This window comes from Paractinoplanes ferrugineus, assembly GCF_016862195.1.
Lineage (GTDB): Bacteria > Actinomycetota > Actinomycetes > Mycobacteriales > Micromonosporaceae > Actinoplanes > Actinoplanes ferrugineus.
The window spans coordinates 1-19,308 of sequence record NZ_BOMM01000036.1 but is presented as its reverse complement, the minus strand read 5'-3'; the positions used below and the strand labels follow the sequence as shown (position 1 = coordinate 19,308).

Sequence of the window (19,308 nt, the reverse complement as noted above, 5' to 3'; positions counted from 1 at the left end):
GCAGCGGCCCGGAGCATTCGCTCCGGGCCGCTGTTCGATTCGCGGAAAGCCGGTCAGGGCATCTTGTTCCACTGCTTGTCGAGCGCCGCGACGCTCTTGGCGGCGTTCGGCCGACCGGTCGGCACCACCGCCACGGTGATCACGCTCTTCTTCGCCGACGTACGCCAGCAGAGCAGCAACGTCGGCCGCGCCGTCGGCTCGTCCTCGTTGCTCAACTGGAGCTTGTTCGTGCACTTCGCGGTGCCGACCCGGTGGCCGCCGTCGGCTGCCCAGAGCATCTCCCGCCGGCCGGTCAGGTCGTACGGGGCGGAGACGATCCGCATCGAGCCGCCCTCCTTGAGCGACCCGATGTTCTGCTCGGTGACGCCGCCCTCCTCCGGCGATCCGACCGACGTCGCGGTGCGCGGGTGCTTGACCGACACACCGCCCTTGGCCGCCGCCTCCCGGGCCGCCTTGATCCGCTCCTCGGGCGACTTGCTGACTTCCTCCTTGACCACCGGGTCGGTCAAGGACACCTTCGGCAGGATCGGGCCCGCCTGTTTCCCGGTGGCGGACGCGGAAGCCGGGGCGGAGGCGGAACTCGTCACCGAGTCGGCCTCGCCGGTCGGGAGGGACTCGACGGCGCCGGCATTCTGCGCGGTCGACGATTTCCCGGTCGCTTCCGAGGTGATCGCATAGGCTCCACCACCCAGCACGGCGGCCAGGCCGAGCACGCCGGCGATCTGTTTACGGCGGCGGCTGACTCTCGGTTGATCGACGCCGTCGTCTTCGATGGTCATGTCGACTATCCCTTTGTTCGGCGTTGGGCCCGCCGGGGCGGGCCTCCGAACATTCATAGTCGCAACGCATCGGACAAAGCACGGCAAAACCAGCAATCAGCCAGCCGGCTCTCAGTTACAGGCGGTCCCACTGGGTGTCGAGGACGTTGAGGACCTGGGCCGAGTTCGGCACTTCCTCGGGGGTCACGGCCAGCACAGTCACGCTGCGATCGGCCGTGGTACGCCAGCACAGCAGCATGTTCGCGCGTACGGCAGGCTTCTGGCCCTGCGCGAAGCGGAAGTTCTGGGTGCAGAGCGCCCCACCGGCCGGGGTCCCGCCATCCGCCGCCCAGAGCAACTCGCCCTGGCCGCTGAGGTCGTAGCGGGCCGACTTGATCCGCAGGGTGCCGCCGCCCGGAAGCGGCCGCTCCTCTTCGACGAGCGAGTCGACGGCCGCGGCCGCGATCTTCGGCTGCGCCGAGGGGGTGAGCGGGCGCTGAACCGGGTTGCCGGCCGCCGCCGCCCGAGACCGCGCGGCGTCGACCTCCGTGCGCACCGCGGGCTCGGGGGATCGTGTCCTCCTGGCGGCACCGGCCCTCGTTCCGGACACCGGCGGAGTCGACGCCTGCGGCTCCGGAGCCGGCACGTTGCCGGCGGGCGCAGTCGCGGCCGGCCCGATCGCGTCGGCGTCTCGCGGGGCGCTGTCGTCGGCGCGGGAGCCGACCAGGAAGGCACCCCCGCCGACCACCACGACCAGGGCCGTGGCCGCGCCGATCGCGATCTGCCGGTTCCGGCCGGAGCGCGGAGTCGGCCGGCTCATCCGAGCCTCTCCCATTCTTGCTCGAGGAGTTGGACGCTGCGCGCGGCCGATGGCTTGCCGGCCGCGGCCACCGCCATGGTGACCACGCTGCGGCTCAGCGACACCCGCCAGCACAGGAGCATCGACGGCATTTCGCGTACGTTCGGATCGTCGGGAAAGCGCATGTTCTGCGTGCAGCGAGCCGTGCCGTACGCGCGCCCGCTGTCCCCGGCCATCGCCAGGTCCCGCTGGCCGGTCAGGTCGAAGCGAGCCGACTGCACCCGGACCGTTCCGTCGGCGGTGGTGAAGTTCCGTTCGGTGACCCCGACCCCCTGGATCGACAGCTGGTCGGCGGCCCCGGACGGGACCGACGGCACCGGGGTGGGGCTGGTCGACCGGCGGACCGCGGCGATCGTCGACCGGACCGCCGTCGAAGGTGATCCGCTGCTCGCGGCCGGGGCCGGGGTGGCCTGTTCGGTCGGTGGCATCGGGGCGAGCGCGCCGATGTCCTGGGTGACGGTGGGCCGGCGGCCGTCGAGGATCTGCGCGGTCACGAAGTAGGCGGTGGGTCCGAGGATCGCGGCCAGGCCGATCGTGCCGACGATCGCCTGGGTGCGCCGTCGCCGCCGCTGCTCCTGCACGGCCGAGTGGTAGACCACGCCCTCGTCGTCGTCACGGTTGCTCACGTCCCGCCTCCTCTCCCGGCCAATCGTGCCAGCTGAGTGGACAAAAGATGGCAAAACGGCCTACCCGTTTGGCACTCACCTCGCACCGCGGCTCTCACCAGCGCCGCCCCGGTCCGGACGAATATTCGGGCGTCTGTTCGACGGGGAGGCAAGGCATGGACAAGCGAATTCGACGCTACGGTGCGGCCGTTCTGACGGTGGGCGCCCTGGCCGGCGCCGGGCTGATGCTGGCGGACGGCATCACCATGCCGACCGGCCCGGCGGCCATCGACACAGCCATCGGCGGGCCCGCGCTTCCCTCGGGCTGGGCTCCGAATGGCTGGGCTCCGAATGGCTCGGCTCCGAATGGCTCGGCTCCGAATGGCTGGGCTCCGAATGGCTCGGCTGCGGACGGCTCGGTGCCGGCGGGAGCGCGGGCCGCCGCGACCCGGCCCGCGATCGAGCGCGAGCCCGCCGGCCGGGCGACCCGCAACCTGGACGTCGCGCCCGAGACGCTGGTGCCGCGCAAGGTCTCCGCCGCGCACCCGGCCCGCATCGTCACCACCACGATCGGCAGGGACGGCCGCCCGGTGATCGCGGTGCACACCGCGAACAACCGGGCCGGCGCGGTCAGCCAGGTGCGCCGCGCGCAGCGGACCACCGGCGCGGTCGGCGTCGAACTGGACGTCCCGGTCAAGGTCGCCGCCGTGGGGACCGGCACCGACCCGTACCGCGGTTATCAGTGGGACCTCGACGCCATCCACGCCCCGCCGGCGTGGGCCCGCACGACCGGCGCGGGAGTCACGGTCGCCGTGCTCGACAGCGGCGTCGCCGTGACCCACCCCGACCTGGCCGGCCAGGTGCTGCCCGGGGCCGACCTGACCGAGGGCACGGTCGGACCGTCGCACGACGTACACGGTCATGGCACGCACGTCGCCGGCACCATCGCCGCCGCCGCCGGCAACGGCCTGGGCATCGCCGGCATCGCGCCGGATGTCAAAATCCTTCCGGTACGCGTCCTGAACGACAACGGCGCCGGCTACATGTCGGACGCGGCCGCCGGTGTGGTGTGGGCCGCCGACCACGGTGCCGACGTGGTCAACCTGTCGATCAGCGGCGCTTCCCCGGAGCAGTCGATGACGACCGCGATCGAGTACGCCCGCAGCCGCGGGGTCGTGATCGTCGCCGCCGCCGGGAACGAGCGTCAGAAGGGCAGTCCGGCCAGTTACCCGGGAGCGCAGCCGGGTGTGATCGCGGTCGCCGCGACCGACCAGTCGGACAGCGTGGCCTCGTTCTCGACGGCGGGCGGTTATGTGGACATGGCCGCCCCCGGGTACGGCATCGTCAGCACCTACCCCGCGAACCGGTACGCCGGCATGAGCGGCACCTCGATGGCGGCACCGCACGTCGCCGCCGCGGCCGCGCTACTCCGCTCGGTCGACCGCACACTCACGCCGGCCCAGGTGGAACAGGCCCTCGAATCCTCGTCAGCGGATCTCGGCACTCCGGGCCGCGACGACGACTCCGGCTACGGGCGCCTGGACCTCACCGCCGCGCTCGCCGCGGTGACGCCGCCGGCCCCGGCCACCCCGCCCACGCCGTCCCCCGAAGCGACCACCGCGCCCGACGCCACACCGGCACCCGACGCCACACCGACACCGGAAGCCACACCCACCCCGGAGGCCACCTCGAAGCCGGACGCCACGCCGACGCCGGAGAGCACGCCGACGCCGGAGGCCACGCCCGAGCCGAAGCTGACGATCGATGCCGGCGCGCTGCGGCGGTGGGCGCCCGCCGGCAACGGCACCTACACGACGTTCACGGTCCTGTCGGCGGGCCGCCCGGTGCCGAACCGGCCGGTCGACCTGTGTGTCTCGGTCCAGAACAAGCCGTTCACCTGCACCTCGGTGCGCACCGGACCGGACGGCCAGGTGGCGCAGGAGCAGCGGGCCTACGGACCGTTCCGGATCCGGCTCATCGTTCCGAGCACCGAGATCACCGCGGAGGTCACCTACGCGCTCAGCTGAGCGCGGCCCACTCCCGGGCGATGACGCCGGCGCTGTCGGCCACCGACGGGTGGCCGCCATGATCGACCATCAGCGTGACGACGCTCCGGGTGGCCGACGTGCGCCAGCAGAGCAGCAGGTTCGGCTGCCTCGACGGGCGCGCGTCGTCGTTGAAGTGCAGGTTCTGGGTACAGCGCAGGTCGCCGATCGGGCGGCCGGCGTCGGCCGCCCAGCGGAGCTCCCGCTGCCCGGTCAGATCCGACCGGGCGGTGATGATCCGCAGCGAGCCGTCGGGCCGGTGCTCGCTGCGGACGCCGACCTTCTCGATCCCGGCCCCGGCCGCACCGAGCCCCCGCTGATCGAGCGATCCCGACCCGGCCGATCCCGACCCCACTGGCCCCGACCCCACTGGCCCCGACCCCACTGGCCCCGACCCTGCTGGCCCTGACCCCCCTGGCCCCCGCGCGGGTGAGTTGGACCCCGCCGTCCGCGGGCCGGGCCCCGGCGTCCGGGGTCTCGCGCCGGGCGCCGGTGACTGCGCGGGCGGCGGCACCGACGGGGCGGGCAACGCGGCCGGCACCGACGGGCTCACCGAGAAACGCGCCGCGCTCTTGGCCGGGGTGGCCATCGGTGCCGGCGAGAGCGCCGAAGGAACCGGCGCCGGCGGGAGCGGTGGCCGGTCGGTCGGTGGCTGGTCGGTCGGTGGCCGGTCGGTCGGTGGCTGGGCCGGGATCGAGGCGTACGGCTCGGCGGTCACCAGGTTCTCGCCATCGAGGCGGGTGCTCACCGCGTACCCTCCGCCGCCGGAGACCGCCGCGAGGACGACCGCGCCGAGCGAGAGCCACTGGCGCCGGCTGGGTCGGCGACCGGGGGCGGCGTGCTTGCCCATGTGAGAAATCCCTACCGCCCGCGGTCACGGGCCTGAACCTCATGCTCCCATCGGGCTGGATAAAGCGGACCAAAACCGCGAAGTCATCAAGATCATCAAAATCGATTCTCCCGCGCGAAATGATCATGCGGTTTACTCAGGAACCATGGCCATCATTTCCCGCGGCTTCGGCGGCCGGCGACGCGAGTCGGTCGACGGTCTGCCTCCAGGTCAATACCTGACCCACGACTTCCCGGTGCTCAGCGCGGGGCCGACACCCCGCATCCCGCTCGACCGCTGGCACTTCACCATCACCACCGAGACCGGCCAGAAGACCGAGTGGAACTGGACGGAATTCCTCGCCCTCAAGAGTGAGGACGTCACCACCGACATCCACTGCGTCACCAAATGGTCGAAACTCGGCACGACCTGGCGTGGCGTCTCGCTGGACACGCTGCTCGAAGACGTCGACACCGCCGCCGACTACACGATGGTGCACAGCTTCGGCGGCTACACGACGAACGTCCCGCTCGAAGATCTGCTGGACTCCAAGGCCTGGATCGCCTATAAGTTCGACGGCGAGGATCTCGAACCGGAGCACGGCGGGCCGGCCCGGATGATCGTGCCCCACCTGTACTTCTGGAAGTCGGCGAAGTGGGTCAACGGCCTGACCCTGATGAACGAGGACGAGCCCGGCTTCTGGGAAGCCGCCGGCTACCACATGTACGGAGACCCATGGCTCGAGCAGCGCTACCAGGGCGACTGACCTGGCGAGAAGCCACCGTAACCGGCGAACGGTGGGAGACCCCGTCAGCCCGCACGCTGATCCTCGACGTGCCCGACTGGCCGGGTCACCTGCCCGGTCAGCATGTCGACGTCCGGCTCACCGCGCCGGACGGCTACCGCGCGCAGCGAAGCTATTCGATCGCGTCGGGCTGGTCACCCACGGCCAAAACGGTCGAGCTGACGGTGCAGCGGGTGGCCGACGGTGAGGTCTCGCCCTATCTGGCCGACACGATCGAGGTGGGCGAACAACTCGAGCTGCGCGGCCCGGTGGGTGGCTGGTTCGTCTGGCGCGAGACCCAACCGGCCCCGGTGCTCCTGATCGCCGGGGGATCGGGCGTGGTCCCGCTGATGGCGATGATCCGGGCCCGTGCGGAGGCGAAGGCCAAACAGCCGTTCCGGCTGATCTATTCGGTACGCACGCCGGCCGACGCCTGTTACGCCGACGAGCTTGCCCGACGCGTACGCGATGATCCCGGTCTTGACGTTCGGTGGGTCTACACCCGGACGCCCCCCGCGAAGAGGATCGACGTGGCCACGATCAACAGTTACGGTTGGCCCGCCGACTTCACCCCGGACTGCTACGTCTGCGGTCCGACCACGTTCGTCGAGACTGCCGCGGACATCCTGGTCGCTCTCGGCCATGACCCCAAGCGGATCCGCACGGAACGCTTCGGAGGCACGTCATGAACCCTCTCGACGGCAACGCCCTCGCCGGCGACCTGCGGGAGCTCTTCGCGGTCGACGTGACCGTCGCCCGGTACACCTGTGCCGGCTGCGGCCACGCCGATGCCGTCGCGACGCTGCTCCTGTGGGGTCACGGCATGGGGCAGGTGGCCCGCTGCCCGCACTGCTCGGATGTCGTGCTGCGGATGGTGCACGCACCCGATCGGGTCTTCCTCGACCTGCGCGGATCCGTCCGCCTCGAGCTGCCCCTCGCGGGCTCCTGACCCGGCCGGCCAGACATGTTCCGCCCCGCCGACCCGGGCGCCCCGGTGGACGACGATCTGCTCGCCGTGCTGAGCCGGGACAGCGTGGCAGCCGGTCCCGACCTGGTGGCCACGATCCGGGCCGCCCAGGACGACGTGGTCAGCACCGAGCTCGACCGGGTGCTGATCGTGCAGGGCGGTCCGGGCACCGGCAAGACGATGACGGCGCTGCGCCGGGTGGCGTGGCTGCTCGACGAGGGCCTGCTGGACGACGCCGAGACCCTGGTGGTGGGCCCCTCCGAGGCGTTCGCCCGGTTCACCGACGACGTGCTCACCGGCTGGGGTTACGACCGGGTGGTGCATCGGGCGGTGGGGGCGCTGCTCTCCCGGACCCCGGGCGTACGCGACGAGGCCCCGCACATCGCCCGGCTCAAGGGCGAGTCCCGGATGGTCGGCCTGCTCAAGCGCGCCTACGCCCAGCACCAGAGCCGGCCGGCGGCGGAGGTGCCGGCGTCGATCGACGTGGGCGGACAGACCGTCAAGCTCGACTCGATGATCGTCCGGCGGATGATCGAGACGGCGGTGGCGAGCGAGGCCCCGATCGGCGACCGGCGGCGCATCCTGCGGGCGACCATGGCCGCCGCCAGCAAGGACCCGCGGCTCGTCCTGGAGGCCGCCGACCAGTTGGCCGACCGGCTGTGGCCCCGGTTCGAGCCGGCGCGATTCCTGCGCGAGCTGTTCGGCTCCCGCAAGCTGCTCGCCGCGGCGGCGGGCGGCGAGTTCACCGACCGCGAGGTGGCGTCGCTGTACCGGCACGACGACTCGGACCTCTGGTTCGATGCCGACCTGCCGTTGCTCGACGAGGTCGACCACCTGACCGGCCTCGAAGTCAAGGGCTTTCTGCACGTCGTGGTCGACGAGGCGCAGGACCTGTCCCCGATGCAGATGCGGGCGATCGCCCGGCGCTCCCGGACCGGATCGATAACGGTGGTGGGCGACATCGCCCAGTCGACCGGACTGTGGGCCCGCGACGACTGGCACGACCTGGAAGCGGAACTACCCGCGGCGATCCCGCACGAGCACCGCGAGCTGCGCTTCGGCTACCGCATCCCGCGGCAGATCTTCGATCTCGCGGCCGAGCTCCTGCCGATGGCGGCGCCGAGCGTGCAGGCACCGACGACGGTACGCGACGGCAACTCCGAGCCGGTGATCACGCCGGCCGACGTCACCACCCGGGGCCGCCTCGTCGCCACCGCCGCCGCCGAACACGCCGACCGGGGGCGCTCGGTGGCCGTGGTCTGCCCCGCCCGCTGCCGCGCCGAGGTCGAGGCGGCGCTCGACGACGAAGGTCTCCCCTGGCACCCGGCCGGCGACGACGAACCGGGCGGAGCCGGGGTCGCGCTGCTCGCCCCGCACGAGGCCAAGGGGCTGGAGTTCGACGCCGCCGTGGTGGTCGAACCCGGCTACATCCTCGACGACGACTCGCGCGGGCACCGGTTGCTGTACATCGCGCTGACCCGAGCGACCGGTTTCCTGCACCTCATCGGGGCGCCCGAGGACCTGCCGGTCGAATACGGCGCGGCCGCTGCTCCCCCAGCCGCCGCTCCCCTGGGCCCGACTCCCCCAGGCCCTGCTCCCACCGCCGCTGCTCCCGCCGCTGCCGGGACCTCAGCTCCCGCTGGGACCTCCGCTTCCGAGGGGAGCGGGGCCTCCGTCGCGGCCGAGGCCGGTGCCTCCACCGCCGGTGCGGACGCGCTTCTCGCGCAGCGTGAGCCGGTGACCTGGTCGCCGCCACCGCGGCCGGCCGAGCCGGAACTGGAGCCCGCGGTGCGGGAGGCGATCGACGTGGTGGTGCGGTCGCTTGCCGAGACGTTGCTCGGCAGCCTCACCCCGGAGTTGTGGCCGGTGGCGTTGCGCCGCCTGGAGGACCTGATCGCTCCCGAGGCGCTGCCCTGACTGGACCTGCCCTGACCGGACCTGCCCTGACCGGACCTGCCCTGACCTGACCTGACCGGACCGGCCCAGCCGGGGCTTAGCGGAAACCGCCCCGGAGCCGCTGTCCGAGCGACGGCGCTTTGGGCGGAGCGGCCGGCGCACGCGGGGTGGCGGGGCGGGAACGGCCGACCGGGCGGTCGTAGTCGGCGGTGGCGATCGCCTCGATGATCTGGCCGTCGCCGAAATTCTCCGAGTCGGGGATCGACGCGACGAAACCGACCAGGACCCCGTTCCGCATGATCTGAGCCTCGAGCCCGGCCGTGCCGTCGTTGTCCCAGATGGCCTCGCGGCCGTCCGGCAGGACCACCCGGATGCCGTATTGCGTGATGCCGGCCTGCGGCAACTTCACGTGGGCGAAGACGTTGCGTGCGCGGAGTGAGTCGACGACCCGACGTGCCCGTTCCTCTTCCATACCGGAACGGTAGTGCGATCGACTGTGGTGTTGCTGAGGGTCCGCTGTACCGATCTTGAGAGATCGCGATTCATCGATCTTACTCCGCCGTCCCGGTAAAACAGGACGTTTCTTGTCCCAGCTGACCGGCCTACCTTGCGGTAACCGGAGCTCCGGCTTCCTCTCCCCCACGGACCGGAGGCCACCCCGATGAACCGCCGTCACCTCGTCCTCGGCTGTCTCGTCACCACCTCGTTCCTGGTTGTCGGTGCCGCCGCCCCGGCATCCACGGTCGACTACGTCGCGCTGGGCGACTCCTACTCGTCGGGCGTCGGCGCGCCCGGCCAGTCCGGCAGCTGCGCACGCAGCCCGAACGGCTTCCCCGGCCAGTGGGTCGCCAAGCACGCCCCGAAGTCGTTCACCGACCTGACCTGCGGCGGCGCCGTCACCGGCGATGTCCTCGCCACCCAGGCCCCGGCCATCCCGAGCGGCACGGACCTGATCAGCATCACTATCGGCGGCAATGACGCGGGCTTCGCTCCGATCGTGCTGACTTGCCAGTTCGCCGGCGACGCCACGTGCACGAGCACGGTCGACGCCGCCATCGCCAACATCACCGCCACGCTGCCGGCCAAGCTCGACGCGACCTACGCCGCGATCAAGGCGAAGGCCCCGGCCGCGAAAGTGATCGTGCTCGGCTACCCGCTGCTCTTCGACACCGCGTCGTCGAGCTGCGGCCGAACTACCTTTTTGCACCTTTTCCGGGACCACGCGAGCGCCGCCGCTTTGGCAGGATCCTCGCCATGGTTCGCCTCTACTCGCTGTTCGTGCTCCTGGACCTCGCGCTGCTCGTGGTCGCGCTCATCGACTGCCTCTCCGCCGAGGAGTCCCTGATCCGCGCCCTGCCACGAGCGCCCTGGGTGTTCATCATCCTGCTGTTCTCCCCGGTCGGGGCGATCGCCTGGTTCGTGGCCGGCCGGCCCGCCCCGGCGGTGCGGCTGAGCAACGGCACGGTGTGGCGGCCGGGCAGCGGTTTCCCGGAGAACGAGCGGCCGCGTCAGCGCTCGACGGCCCCCGACGACGACCCGGAGTTTCTGAAGAGCCTCGCGTCCACCGCACGCGATGATGAGGCGATGATGAAGACCTGGGAGGCCGACCTCCGCCGCCGCGAGGACGAGTTGCGCCGCCGGCAGCAGTCCGACCCGGAGTGACCACGTCACTCTTCTCGCTGTTCCCGTCGATGGGCGAATACCCAGCCTATGACGACCGGGTCTACGACGCCTTCGACACCGCCGACGACCGCCATCGGGCCTACCGCGCCGCCGTCCGGGCGGCGGCGCCGGGCAAGGTCGTCGTCGACATCGGCACCGGTCGCGACGCACTCTGGGCGGTCGAAGCGGCGCACGCCGGCGCGCGGCACGTCTACGCGATCGAGGCGGACGGCCGCACCGCCGACCGAGCGGCGGAGGCGGTCATCGAGGCCGGCCTGGCCGATCGGGTCACGGTCCGGCCGGGTCTTTCCAGCGACACGACCCTTCCCGTACGGGCGGAGGTCTGTGTCTCCGAGATCGTCGGCAACATCGCCTCCGCCGAGGGCGCGATCGCCGTCCTGGCCGACGCGCGAGCCCGGTTGTGCACCCCCGACTGCACCTGGATCCCGTTCCGAATCCAGACCTGGGCCGCCGCCGTCGACCTGACCGGCGCGGAGCTGCCCCTGGCCGCCGCGGCCCGGCCCTACGTACACCGCATCTTCGAGGCCACCGGCGCCCCCTTCGACCTGCGCCTGTGCCTGGCCGGCCCGGCCGCCGAGGCGATCATCTCCGCCGCGGCCCCGGTCGAGTCCCTGGTGTTCGCCGCTCAGCACCACCCACCCACGACCGACCACACCACCGTCGAACTGCGCATCGGCACCGCCACCGGCACAGTGACCGGCTTGCTGCTGTGGACCAGGGTGGCCGCCGAATCCCGAGGCGGCCGCGAGATAGACACCCTTACCGGCGACACCCGAGCGTGGGCCCCGGTCTACGCCCCACTCCCGTCCCCGCTCCCCGTGACTGGCGGCGCTCGCCTGCCCGTCACCTTCACCCGCCGGCCGAGTGACGACGCCGTCCACCCCGACTACGAACTCACCGTCGCCGGCACCCCCGCCTGGCAGAGCCCGCATCACGGCGGCCCCTTCCGGGCGACCCCGCTCCATCGCGCCCTCTTCACCGCCGACGGCACCGTGCGCCCCCCGCGCGCCTGACCCCTCGGACGGCCGCCGGACCACCCCTTCCTCCGTCGAGCGTGTCCCCCGGCTTACCGTGCCGCGCGCGCCCTCAACTGGTGCCCGCTGTGCGCTTCCGCTCGCCGGGGAGGACGCGCCGCCGGCCAATGACTTCGACGCCTGGATGGCCGGCGTCGGCGTCGCGGTCGGTTCCGGAACGTTTCGGAGGCATTGCTTCTTAGTTAAAGGAATTAATAAACTTGGTCGGATAGTGGTTGATCTATCTGCTGGAGGGCTCGTGAGGCGATCGACGGCGGCGGCGTTTGCTGTGCTGGCTGCGGTGGGGCTGGTGGGGGCGGGTCAGCCGGCCAGGGCCGGCGGGCCGCATCGGCCCGGGGCGCTGGTCAGCGGGACGTATTCGAGCGGGGCCGGGCACGCCTGGGAAGAGCTGCCCGGTGTGCGGGTGGGGGCGGACCGTGGCGTGCGGGCGGACGCGACCGTTGTCGTCGATCCCGGTCAGGAGCGGCAGCAGTACAGCGGGATCGGCTTCTCGCTCGACGAGGCGAGCGTGTCGAACCTCTGGAAACTGACGCCGGCCGAGCGGGAGAAAGCGATCCGCCTGCTGGCCGACCCGAGGACGGGAGCCGGGCTCGACCGGTTCCGGCTCACGATCGGCAGCCCGGACCTGATCGACCATCTGCCGTTCTGGTCCTACGACGACCTGCCGGCCGGGGTCACCAGCGACTACGACCTCAAGTACTTCACCATTCAGCGCGACGTCGACCTGCACATCGTCGAGACGGCCCGGCTGATTCTGAAGTACAACCCGAAGGCGACCTTCTTCGCGTCGGCCTGGAGTGCGCCGGCGTGGATGAAGACGAACAACAAGTTCCTCGGCGAGGTGGCGCTCAAGCCGGGCAGCACGAGCAGTTACTACCAGGTCGGCAAACTTCGGGACGACGCGATCGACGTCTTCGCGCGGTACTACGTGAAATACCTCCAGGCGTACGCGAGGCAGGGGGTGCGGATCGACGCCCTGACGCTGCTCAACGAACCGGGCATGGACGTGGTCTATCCGGCCATGGACATCAGCGTCGAACAGCAGCAGAAACTGGCCGTCGCGATCAAGCGGGAGACCCGGAAAGCGGGCTTGCGCACCGACCTCTACGTGCACGACTTCAACTTCTGGGATTGGCGTGACCCGGCGAGCACCGAGACCAAGAACTACTACCGCATCCTGAACGACCCGGCCGCGCGAAAGGCGGCCGACGCGATCGCGTTCCACCCCTATTGGGGCGACCCGACGGTCATGCGCGACGCGTACGAGGAGTTCGGCAAGCCGGTCCACCTGACCGAGACCAGCGATTTGAGCCCGGCGACGGTGCTCGACTATTTCCGGCTCGACGCGAGCTCCTATGTGCTGTGGGCGCAGGCGACCGACCAGGACGGCGGCACGCTGCACTGGACCGACAAGCGGGACAACAACGTCGACTGGGATCAGGTCGCGGCGACCACGAAATGGCCCGACCGCCTGGTCAAGGTCGACACGACAAGCAAGACCTTCTCGGTACGCGATGAGCTCTACCCGCTGGGCCAGTTCGCCAGATACCTGAAGCCGGGCGACACCCGGGTCGAGTCGAGCGCCTCGGCGAACGGCGTCAGCAACGTCGTCTACCGGGACGGAAACGCATTCACGGCCGTCATCGCCAACAGCAACACCGTTCCGTCGAAGGTACGAGTTCTGCTCGGCGCCGAGTCGTTTGTGGTCGAGGTGCCGGCCGGCGCGTACGCCACGTACCGCTGGAATGCGCATCCGCCGACCACCCACCGCAACCACGCACCGGTGTTCGCGCCGACGGCGCCGGTGACCGCCGACCAGTACGTGACCACGACGTTCCGGCTGTCGGCCACGGACCGTGACCGCGACCGCCTGTCGTTCTACGCCACCGACCTGCCCGCCGGGGTGGCATTGAACGCGGAGACCGGCGAAGTGACAGTGCATCCGACGACAGCCGGTGAGCAGACGCTGACCTTCCATGTCACCGACGGTGCGGCTCGCGCGTCGACGACGGTGCACCTGATCGTCGCCCCGCACGGCGCCCCGATCGGCGAACGCGTGGAGGCCGAGTCCTATGTGGCGCAACACGGCTGGACCGACGGCGGCGCCAACTTCGTGGAGAGCAACGCGTCGGCGAGCGGCGGTCGGAACGTCGGCTGGACCGCGGCCGGCAACTGGCTGCGGTACCGCGTCGACGTCGCCACGGCCGGCCCCTACGACCTGGAGCTGCGCACAGCCAACGGTACGGGCGCGGTGGCCGCCGACGCGATCTCGGTGCGGGATGCCGCCGACGCGAAGCTGGCAACGGTGTCGGTGCCGGACACCGGCGGGTGGGCCGCCTACCAGTCGGTGCACGTCCCGGTGGCGCTGTCGGCCGGTGCGCAGGAAATCACCGTCTTCTGCGAGACCGGCGGCTTCAACCTGGATTATCTGCGGCTCAGCTGAGGCCGGAAGCTGACACACTTCGATGTCATGAACATCTTGCCGGTCGTGTTGACGACGTTCGGTGGTGCCCTTTCGGCAACGCTCGGTGTGGTCGTCGGTGGGGCCGTCACCCGGCGTTCGCAGGAACGGCATTGGCTGCGAGACCGCCAGCTGACCGCCTACGAGGAGCTGTTCGCGCAGTACTCGCGTTTCATGATGGAGTTGCGGCGCGCCCACCTGGACCGGCGGCCGGCCGATGTCGACTGGGCGGCGTGGAGCGTCGCCCTGACGTCGGCGAGCCTGGTCGCGCCGCTGAGCGTGGCCACCGCGATCGACGGCTTCGGGCGCGCGGTCGGTGTCTTCCTGTCCGCGGTGTCGACCCGCGACCCGGTGACCGACCCGGTCGACGAGGACGGCCTGGACGAGGCATCCCGCCCGGCCGCCGAGGCGCATCTGGTGCTGCTGAACGAGATCCGCCGCTCGCTCGGCCGCGACCTCGGCGAGATGACGTTCTATCTGGGCGGCACGGTCGGCCGCCACCAGCGGGGGCACGGCCCGGCCGGGGAATCCCAGCCGGGCCGCGATCCGGTCTAGTCGAGCAACTCGGTCACCGTGCCGGCGGCGACGGTGCGGTTGCCCTCGCGGACGGCGAAGCCCAGGCCGACCTCGAGCGCGACCGGCTTGCCGAGGTCCACGACGACGGAGTCGAGCGTGTCACCCGGCATCACCAGGTCCACCCCGGCCAGCTCCAGGCCACCCGACACGTCGGTCGTGTGGAAGTAGAACTGGGGCCGGTAGTTGGCCTCGAACGGCGTGTGCCGGCCGCCCTCGGCGTAGGTCAGCGCGTACAAGGTCGCCTTGAACTTCTGGTGCGGCGTGACACTGCCGGGCACCGCGACCACCTGGCCGCGCTGCACCTGCTCGCGCTTCACGCCACGCAGAAGCACCGCCGCGTTGTCGCCGGCCTGCGCCGACTCCAGCGACTTGCCGAACATCTCCAGGCCGGTGGCGACGCTCGCCACGGTCGGGCCGAGGCCGACGACCTCGACCGGGTCGCCGACGCGCAGCGTGCCGCGCTCGACCTTGCCGGTGACGACCGTGCCCCGGCCGCTTATCGACAGGACGTTCTCGATCGGCATCAGGAACGGCTCGCCGAGCTCGCGCGGCGGCACCGGGACGTAGTCGTCGACCGCCTCGAGCAGGTCCACGATGGAACCCACCCACTGCGGCTCGCCCTCGAGGGCCCGCAGCGCGCTGACGCGCACCACCGGCACCTCGTCGCCGGGGAAGCCGTACTCGGAGAGCAGCTCCCGCACCTCGAGCTCGACCAGGTCGAGCAGCTCGGGGTCGTCGACGGCGTCGCTCTTGTTGAGCGCCACCACCAGGTACGGCACACCGACCCGCTGGGCGAGCAGCACGTGCTCCCGCGTCTGCGGCATCGACCCGTCCTGCGCCGACACGACCAGGATCGCACCGTCCACCTGCGCCGCCCCCGTGATCATGTTCTTCACGTAGTCGGCGTGGCCGGGCATGTCCACGTGCGCGTAGTGGCGCGTCGGGGTCTCGTACTCGACGTGCGCGATGGTGATGGTGATGCCGCGGGCGGCCTCCTCCGGCGCCTTGTCGATGCCCTCGAACGCGACGTACCGGTTGGCGGCCGGGTCGCGGTCGGCGAGAACCTTCGTGATGGCGGCGGTCAGGGTCGTCTTCCCGTGGTCGACGTGTCCCATCGTCCCGATGTTGACGTGTGGCTTGTTGCGGATGAACTGGCTCTTGGCCATGGTTTCCTCACTGGTGGCAAGGTTGTTTCTTCCTCGGACCGCGGTGTTTTCTCGCCGCGTCAGAACCCGCGCAGGTGACAGCGACCCTTCCCCGGGGTTCTGCTGCCGGTGGGGAAGGGTCAGCTTCGGGTATCGGCGCCGCTGAGCGGACGCACGCGCACGGGAGCCACCGAAGAGGGCAGCTGCCAACCGAACGCGAACATGTGGATCACGGTAGGTCGCAACGCCGTGGGGCGCGACTTGATTTCAGGCCCTGCCGATGTCGGCCAGCGGGGCCATCACGATCCGCGGGTGGGCGGCGGGATCGAGCCACCGCAGGATCCGGACCATTTCGGTACGGCTGACCGACACGCACCCGGCGGTCGAGCCTTTGCCGTTGACGTGCAGGAAAACGGCCGAGCCGCGGCCCGCGACGGCCGGTTTCCGGGCGACGTACTCGCGCCGCTGGGCATCCCAGGCCACGCTCGCCGCCCGGTTGAAGTCGATCACCGCCGCGTAGGCGTACTGCGTCGGGTAGGAAGCCAGTCGCTCGGCCTGCGAGATCCGCCAGGTCCGCCGGGCCGACGCGCTCGGCTGGAACAGGTTGTAGGTGCGCGGGTCGCGCCGGTCGCCCACCCAGTAGTCGTTGCCGTCGACCCGGCGATAACGCACCCGGGTGCCGCTGGGCCGGGCCGCCAGTCCGAACGTCTCGGTGATCCGGAACGTGCCCGCCGGGGTGGTGCCGGTGTCCTGCACCCGCCTGGTCGCCCACTGCCAGCCGGCGTAGCCGTTGCGCGCCGCCATCGCCGGGAACGCCTCGCGCCAACGCCCGTCGCTCCCGCGCTGGTAGGTACGCAGCGTGGCGTAGCTCGACTTCTGACTGCGCCCGGTGACGACGATTACCTGCTTGGCGTCACCCAGGTGGGTCAGCCTCGTCGGGAACCACGCCGGATCGGCCTGGGCCAGATCGGCCGCCTGGGCGGGGGTGGCGAGCCCGAGCACGATCAGCCCCGCGAGAAGCAGGATCCTCATGGTCGGACGGTAGCGGCTCACCAGGTGAAGGCGGAACCCTTCGCCGAGCTCGCAACGGTCCGCCCCTGCCGCTCATAGCGATATGTCATGACAACCTGGTACGCGTAGCCTTTTTCCGGCTGGGCGGCGACCGGATCGCATCCGCGGGTCGACGCATCGCCGTCGAACTCGAGGTTCGCGCACGTCGTCGGGCCGGCCACAGTGCGCCCGCTGGACACCTCCCGCAGCGACACAGTGATGCTGCCGATCCCCCCACCCGGCGCCGTCAGCAACGCTTGATATCGCACGTCGCGCCCCGACATCTGACACGGTTGCAGCACGAACGGCGTCCGGCCGCGCACGTCGAACTCGATGCTCCGCCCACACTTCCACGACCCGTAAGGCGTAGCTTCCGGTTGCGGTGACCGCGTTTCAGTCACGCTCGGTGCGGCAGCCTTCGACGGTACGCCACTGGGCGTAACCACCCGCGCAGCGGCCGAACCGGGCTGCTCATGCCCAGCGGCCGAACCGCGCTGCCCAGGTCCAGCAGCCGAACCGCGCTGCTCGTGCCCGTCAGCCGCGGCCCGCTGCTCGTGCCCGTCAGCCGCGGCCCGCTGCTCGTGCCCATCGGCCGCGGCCCGGTGCGCCGATTTCCGCGGCGCCGACGCCTTCGGCACCCGCACCGAAGGCCCGACCGACCGCGTAGGCCCCACCGCCACAAACTGACTGCCCACCTCGTCCCGACTCACCCCACCCCGCGGCCCGAAGTCCCACGCCGTAGCGGCCACCGCCACCGCCGCCACCACCCCCGCAACCAGCGTCACCATCGCCCCGGGCCGCTTGACCCACCGCCAACTCGCCCCCTCGGCGCCCCGCTCCCCGGAAAGCGGCACCGCAAGCAAACCGACCGACTCCGGATCCACAGTCCCCCCGGGCCTCCGCCCGTTCCCCCCTTCGCGGCCACGGCTGAGCCCGCCGCCCGTGCGGCCGCTCCCCCTTGCGCCGCCGCCGCTGAACCCACTCCCACCGGGGCCGATCCCCGTTGCGCCGCTACCCCTCCCGCCACTCCCGGTCGCGCCGCCACTGAGCCCGCTGCCGCTCAGGCCGCACCCGCTGCCGTGGTCGCGCGCCGGGCCACCCGAGTCGCAGTCGGGCCCGGCGTTCACGCCGCGATTGCCGGGCGCGCTTCCTCCCGCGTGGACGCTGCCCGGCCCGGCCTGGTTGAGCCCCCGCCAGCCGATCCCGCCGTCATCGTCGCGGCGCACGCCGGCGCTGTCGAGGGCGGCGAGGCGGTTCGGGTAGAACGCCGAGTCGTCGGCGTAGGCACTTCCCGGCTCGGTGAAGTGGCCCTCGGGCCGGGGCAGGGCCGGGACCTCCGCGCAGCGTCCGGCCGCGTCGGACAGGGCCGCCACCAGCTCGGCGGCGCTCGGACGGAGCCGGGGCTCGGTCGCCATGCAGTCCTCGATCAGCTCCCAGATCACGTCCGGGATCCCGGCGCGGCGCACCGGGTGGCCTTCCAGGTGCCGGCGCATCAGGTGCGGGATCGAATCACTTTCGTACGGCGGGTGTCCGCTGACCAGCTCGTAGAGGAGCACGCCCAGCGCGTACACATCAGTTGCCGCACTTGCCTTGACCCCGTGGAAAGCCTCCGGGGCCATGTAATGCGGGGTTCCGACGACAGCGTCCGGGGTGGTCATGCTCGCTGTGTTCAGGATGCGGGCGACGCCGAAGTCGGTGAGCCGCGTGTCCAGTCCGCCGCCCTGCACCTGGAGCAGGACGTTGTCCGGCTTGAGGTCACGATGGATCACCCCGAGTTCGTGCGCCTCGGCCAGCGCGGACGCGACCTGGGCGGCGAACCGGCACGCCTCGCCGGGCGCGACCGTCCCGTTCTCGCGCAAATGATCGCGCAGGCTGCCGCCGTCGACGAGGTCCATCACCAGCCCGAGGGTCTCACCCACGCTGAACAGGTCCCGCACCCGCACCACGTTGCGGTGCCGCAGCATCAGCAGGATCGTGCGCTCCTGTACGAAGCGGGTGACAAGCTTGGGCTGCCGCAGCAGACTTTCGTGCAGGAGCTTGACGGCTACCGGCTCGCCGGTGCCGCGTTCGACACCCCGCCAGACGGTGCCGGTCGCACCCTGCCCGATGGGATGCTGCAGGACATAGGAGCTGCCCACGCATCGCCCGCCGAGATCCGTGGCCGACGTGCCGGCGGAATCCGCGCGTACGACGCCGCTCATGCGATCCTTGGTCACGAACTCTCCCCTCAGGCCGTCAGCGATGCCCCGGAATCCTGCTGTTTGTCCGGATCACCTGGCAAGCCCGCGTGTCTAAGTTCGCACCTTTGGTAGGGATAGCCGCATTCGCGTCACTCGTGCGCCCGGCGCTCGTTCCACCTTCACGAACACGCGCTGACCAGCGAACTTCTGGCCCCATGGGTCCCTGGCCGGGCACGTTTCCAAATCGTGGGCAATCCGTCCCACCCACCGGACTTGGCGGGATCGTGGCCGGCGGGATGACCCCTTCTTCAGTGAAAACGGGCCGGGCGCAGCGGGACCGGGCTCAGCGGGACCGGGAGGGGCCGGTTCGGGGACGAAAGGCCGGCCCCCGCAAAGGATGCGGCGGCCGGCGTTGGGGTGGAGCAGGGTGACGGCT

At 71.2% G+C, this 19,308-nt stretch carries 19 protein-coding genes; 11 read left to right on the top strand and 8 right to left on the bottom strand.

What is annotated here, in order from left to right:
• Positions 1–53: 53 nt before the first annotated feature.
• The 3 genes from Afe05nite_RS19555 to Afe05nite_RS19545 form a co-directional block, all read right to left on the bottom strand.
• Positions 54–779 carry a hypothetical protein gene (locus Afe05nite_RS19555; protein WP_203818580.1) on the bottom strand — a complete coding sequence of 242 codons (726 nt, stop codon included), beginning with the start codon at positions 777–779 and terminating at the stop codon, positions 54–56.
• 115 nt (positions 780–894) lie between these two features.
• On the bottom strand, positions 895–1,578 hold the full coding sequence (locus Afe05nite_RS19550) for a hypothetical protein (RefSeq protein ID WP_203818579.1): 684 nt from the start codon (positions 1,576–1,578) through the stop codon (positions 895–897).
• Entirely contained in the window at positions 1,575–2,243 is a 669-nt protein-coding gene (locus Afe05nite_RS19545; RefSeq protein WP_203818578.1) for a hypothetical protein, read from the bottom strand. The genes Afe05nite_RS19550 and Afe05nite_RS19545 overlap by 4 nt, the downstream gene beginning before the upstream one ends.
• Positions 2,244–2,398: 155 nt before the next feature.
• Between Afe05nite_RS19545 and Afe05nite_RS19540 the strand changes: the two genes are divergently transcribed.
• Positions 2,399–4,249: a S8 family serine peptidase gene (locus Afe05nite_RS19540; protein WP_239117990.1), complete on the top strand. Its 1,851-nt coding sequence runs from the start codon at positions 2,399–2,401 to the stop codon at positions 4,247–4,249.
• Here the strand turns inward: Afe05nite_RS19540 and Afe05nite_RS19535 are convergent.
• The gene (locus Afe05nite_RS19535; protein WP_203818577.1) at positions 4,242–4,622 is read right to left on the bottom strand and encodes a hypothetical protein; all 381 of its coding nucleotides are present in this window, start codon (positions 4,620–4,622) and stop codon (positions 4,242–4,244) included. The genes Afe05nite_RS19540 and Afe05nite_RS19535 overlap by 8 nt on opposite strands.
• 79 nt (positions 4,623–4,701) lie before the next feature.
• On the opposite strand from Afe05nite_RS19535, the gene Afe05nite_RS19530 reads away from it, so the two are divergent.
• From Afe05nite_RS19530 to Afe05nite_RS19510, 5 genes are all read left to right on the top strand, one after another.
• Positions 4,702–5,121 (top strand): hypothetical protein, encoded by a 420-nt coding sequence (locus Afe05nite_RS19530; protein WP_203818576.1) that lies wholly within the window; start codon positions 4,702–4,704, stop codon positions 5,119–5,121.
• Between the two features lie 141 nt (positions 5,122–5,262).
• Entirely contained in the window at positions 5,263–5,862 is a 600-nt protein-coding gene (locus Afe05nite_RS19525; protein WP_203818575.1) for a sulfite oxidase-like oxidoreductase, read from the top strand.
• Positions 5,832–6,569, top strand: a complete 738-nt coding sequence (locus tag Afe05nite_RS19520) for a ferredoxin reductase (protein ID WP_203818574.1) — start codon at positions 5,832–5,834, stop codon at positions 6,567–6,569. The genes Afe05nite_RS19525 and Afe05nite_RS19520 overlap by 31 nt, the downstream gene beginning before the upstream one ends.
• Positions 6,566–6,829, top strand: a complete 264-nt coding sequence (locus tag Afe05nite_RS19515) for a DUF6510 family protein (protein WP_203818573.1) — start codon at positions 6,566–6,568, stop codon at positions 6,827–6,829. The genes Afe05nite_RS19520 and Afe05nite_RS19515 overlap by 4 nt, the downstream gene beginning before the upstream one ends.
• Positions 6,830–6,844: 15 nt before the next feature.
• Positions 6,845–8,764: an AAA family ATPase gene (locus Afe05nite_RS19510; protein ID WP_203818572.1), complete on the top strand. Its 1,920-nt coding sequence runs from the start codon at positions 6,845–6,847 to the stop codon at positions 8,762–8,764.
• A gap of 76 nt (positions 8,765–8,840) precedes the next feature.
• Here Afe05nite_RS19510 and Afe05nite_RS19505 read toward each other — a convergent pair whose 3' ends face one another.
• A complete protein-coding gene (locus Afe05nite_RS19505; protein ID WP_203818571.1) occupies positions 8,841–9,215 on the bottom strand; it encodes a hypothetical protein in 375 nt (124 codons plus the stop codon).
• Between the two features lie 189 nt (positions 9,216–9,404).
• Here Afe05nite_RS19505 and Afe05nite_RS19500 point away from each other — a divergent pair, with 189 nt between their 5' ends.
• The 5 genes from Afe05nite_RS19500 to Afe05nite_RS19480 all read left to right on the top strand — a co-directional run bounded on the left by Afe05nite_RS19500 (position 9,405) and on the right by Afe05nite_RS19480 (position 14,476).
• A complete protein-coding gene (locus Afe05nite_RS19500) occupies positions 9,405–10,088 on the top strand; it encodes an SGNH/GDSL hydrolase family protein (protein WP_203818570.1) in 684 nt (227 codons plus the stop codon).
• Positions 9,998–10,405, top strand: coding sequence for a PLD nuclease N-terminal domain-containing protein (locus tag Afe05nite_RS19495; RefSeq protein ID WP_203818569.1), 408 nt, complete (start codon positions 9,998–10,000; stop codon positions 10,403–10,405). Before Afe05nite_RS19500 ends, Afe05nite_RS19495 begins: the two co-directional genes overlap by 91 nt.
• Positions 10,402–11,439: an SAM-dependent methyltransferase gene (locus Afe05nite_RS19490; protein WP_203818568.1), complete on the top strand. Its 1,038-nt coding sequence runs from the start codon at positions 10,402–10,404 to the stop codon at positions 11,437–11,439. Before Afe05nite_RS19495 ends, Afe05nite_RS19490 begins: the two co-directional genes overlap by 4 nt.
• A 259-nt stretch (positions 11,440–11,698) precedes the next feature.
• A complete protein-coding gene (locus tag Afe05nite_RS19485; protein WP_203818567.1) occupies positions 11,699–13,903 on the top strand; it encodes a carbohydrate-binding protein in 2,205 nt (734 codons plus the stop codon).
• A gap of 27 nt (positions 13,904–13,930) precedes the next feature.
• Entirely contained in the window at positions 13,931–14,476 is a 546-nt protein-coding gene (locus tag Afe05nite_RS19480) for a hypothetical protein (RefSeq protein WP_203818566.1), read from the top strand.
• Here the strand turns inward: Afe05nite_RS19480 and tuf are convergent.
• The 3 genes from tuf to Afe05nite_RS43880 all read right to left on the bottom strand — a co-directional run bounded on the left by tuf (position 14,473) and on the right by Afe05nite_RS43880 (position 18,908).
• Positions 14,473–15,663, bottom strand: coding sequence for an elongation factor Tu (gene tuf, locus Afe05nite_RS19475; protein WP_203818565.1), 1,191 nt, complete (start codon positions 15,661–15,663; stop codon positions 14,473–14,475). The genes Afe05nite_RS19480 and tuf overlap by 4 nt on opposite strands.
• 246 nt (positions 15,664–15,909) lie before the next feature.
• Entirely contained in the window at positions 15,910–16,674 is a 765-nt protein-coding gene (locus Afe05nite_RS19470) for a L,D-transpeptidase family protein (RefSeq protein WP_203818564.1), read from the bottom strand.
• Positions 16,675–16,691: 17 nt separating this feature from the next.
• Complete coding sequence (locus Afe05nite_RS43880; protein ID WP_239117988.1) at positions 16,692–18,908, bottom strand: serine/threonine-protein kinase; 2,217 nt, start codon at positions 18,906–18,908, stop codon at positions 16,692–16,694.
• Between the last annotated feature and the right edge of the window lie 400 nt (positions 18,909–19,308).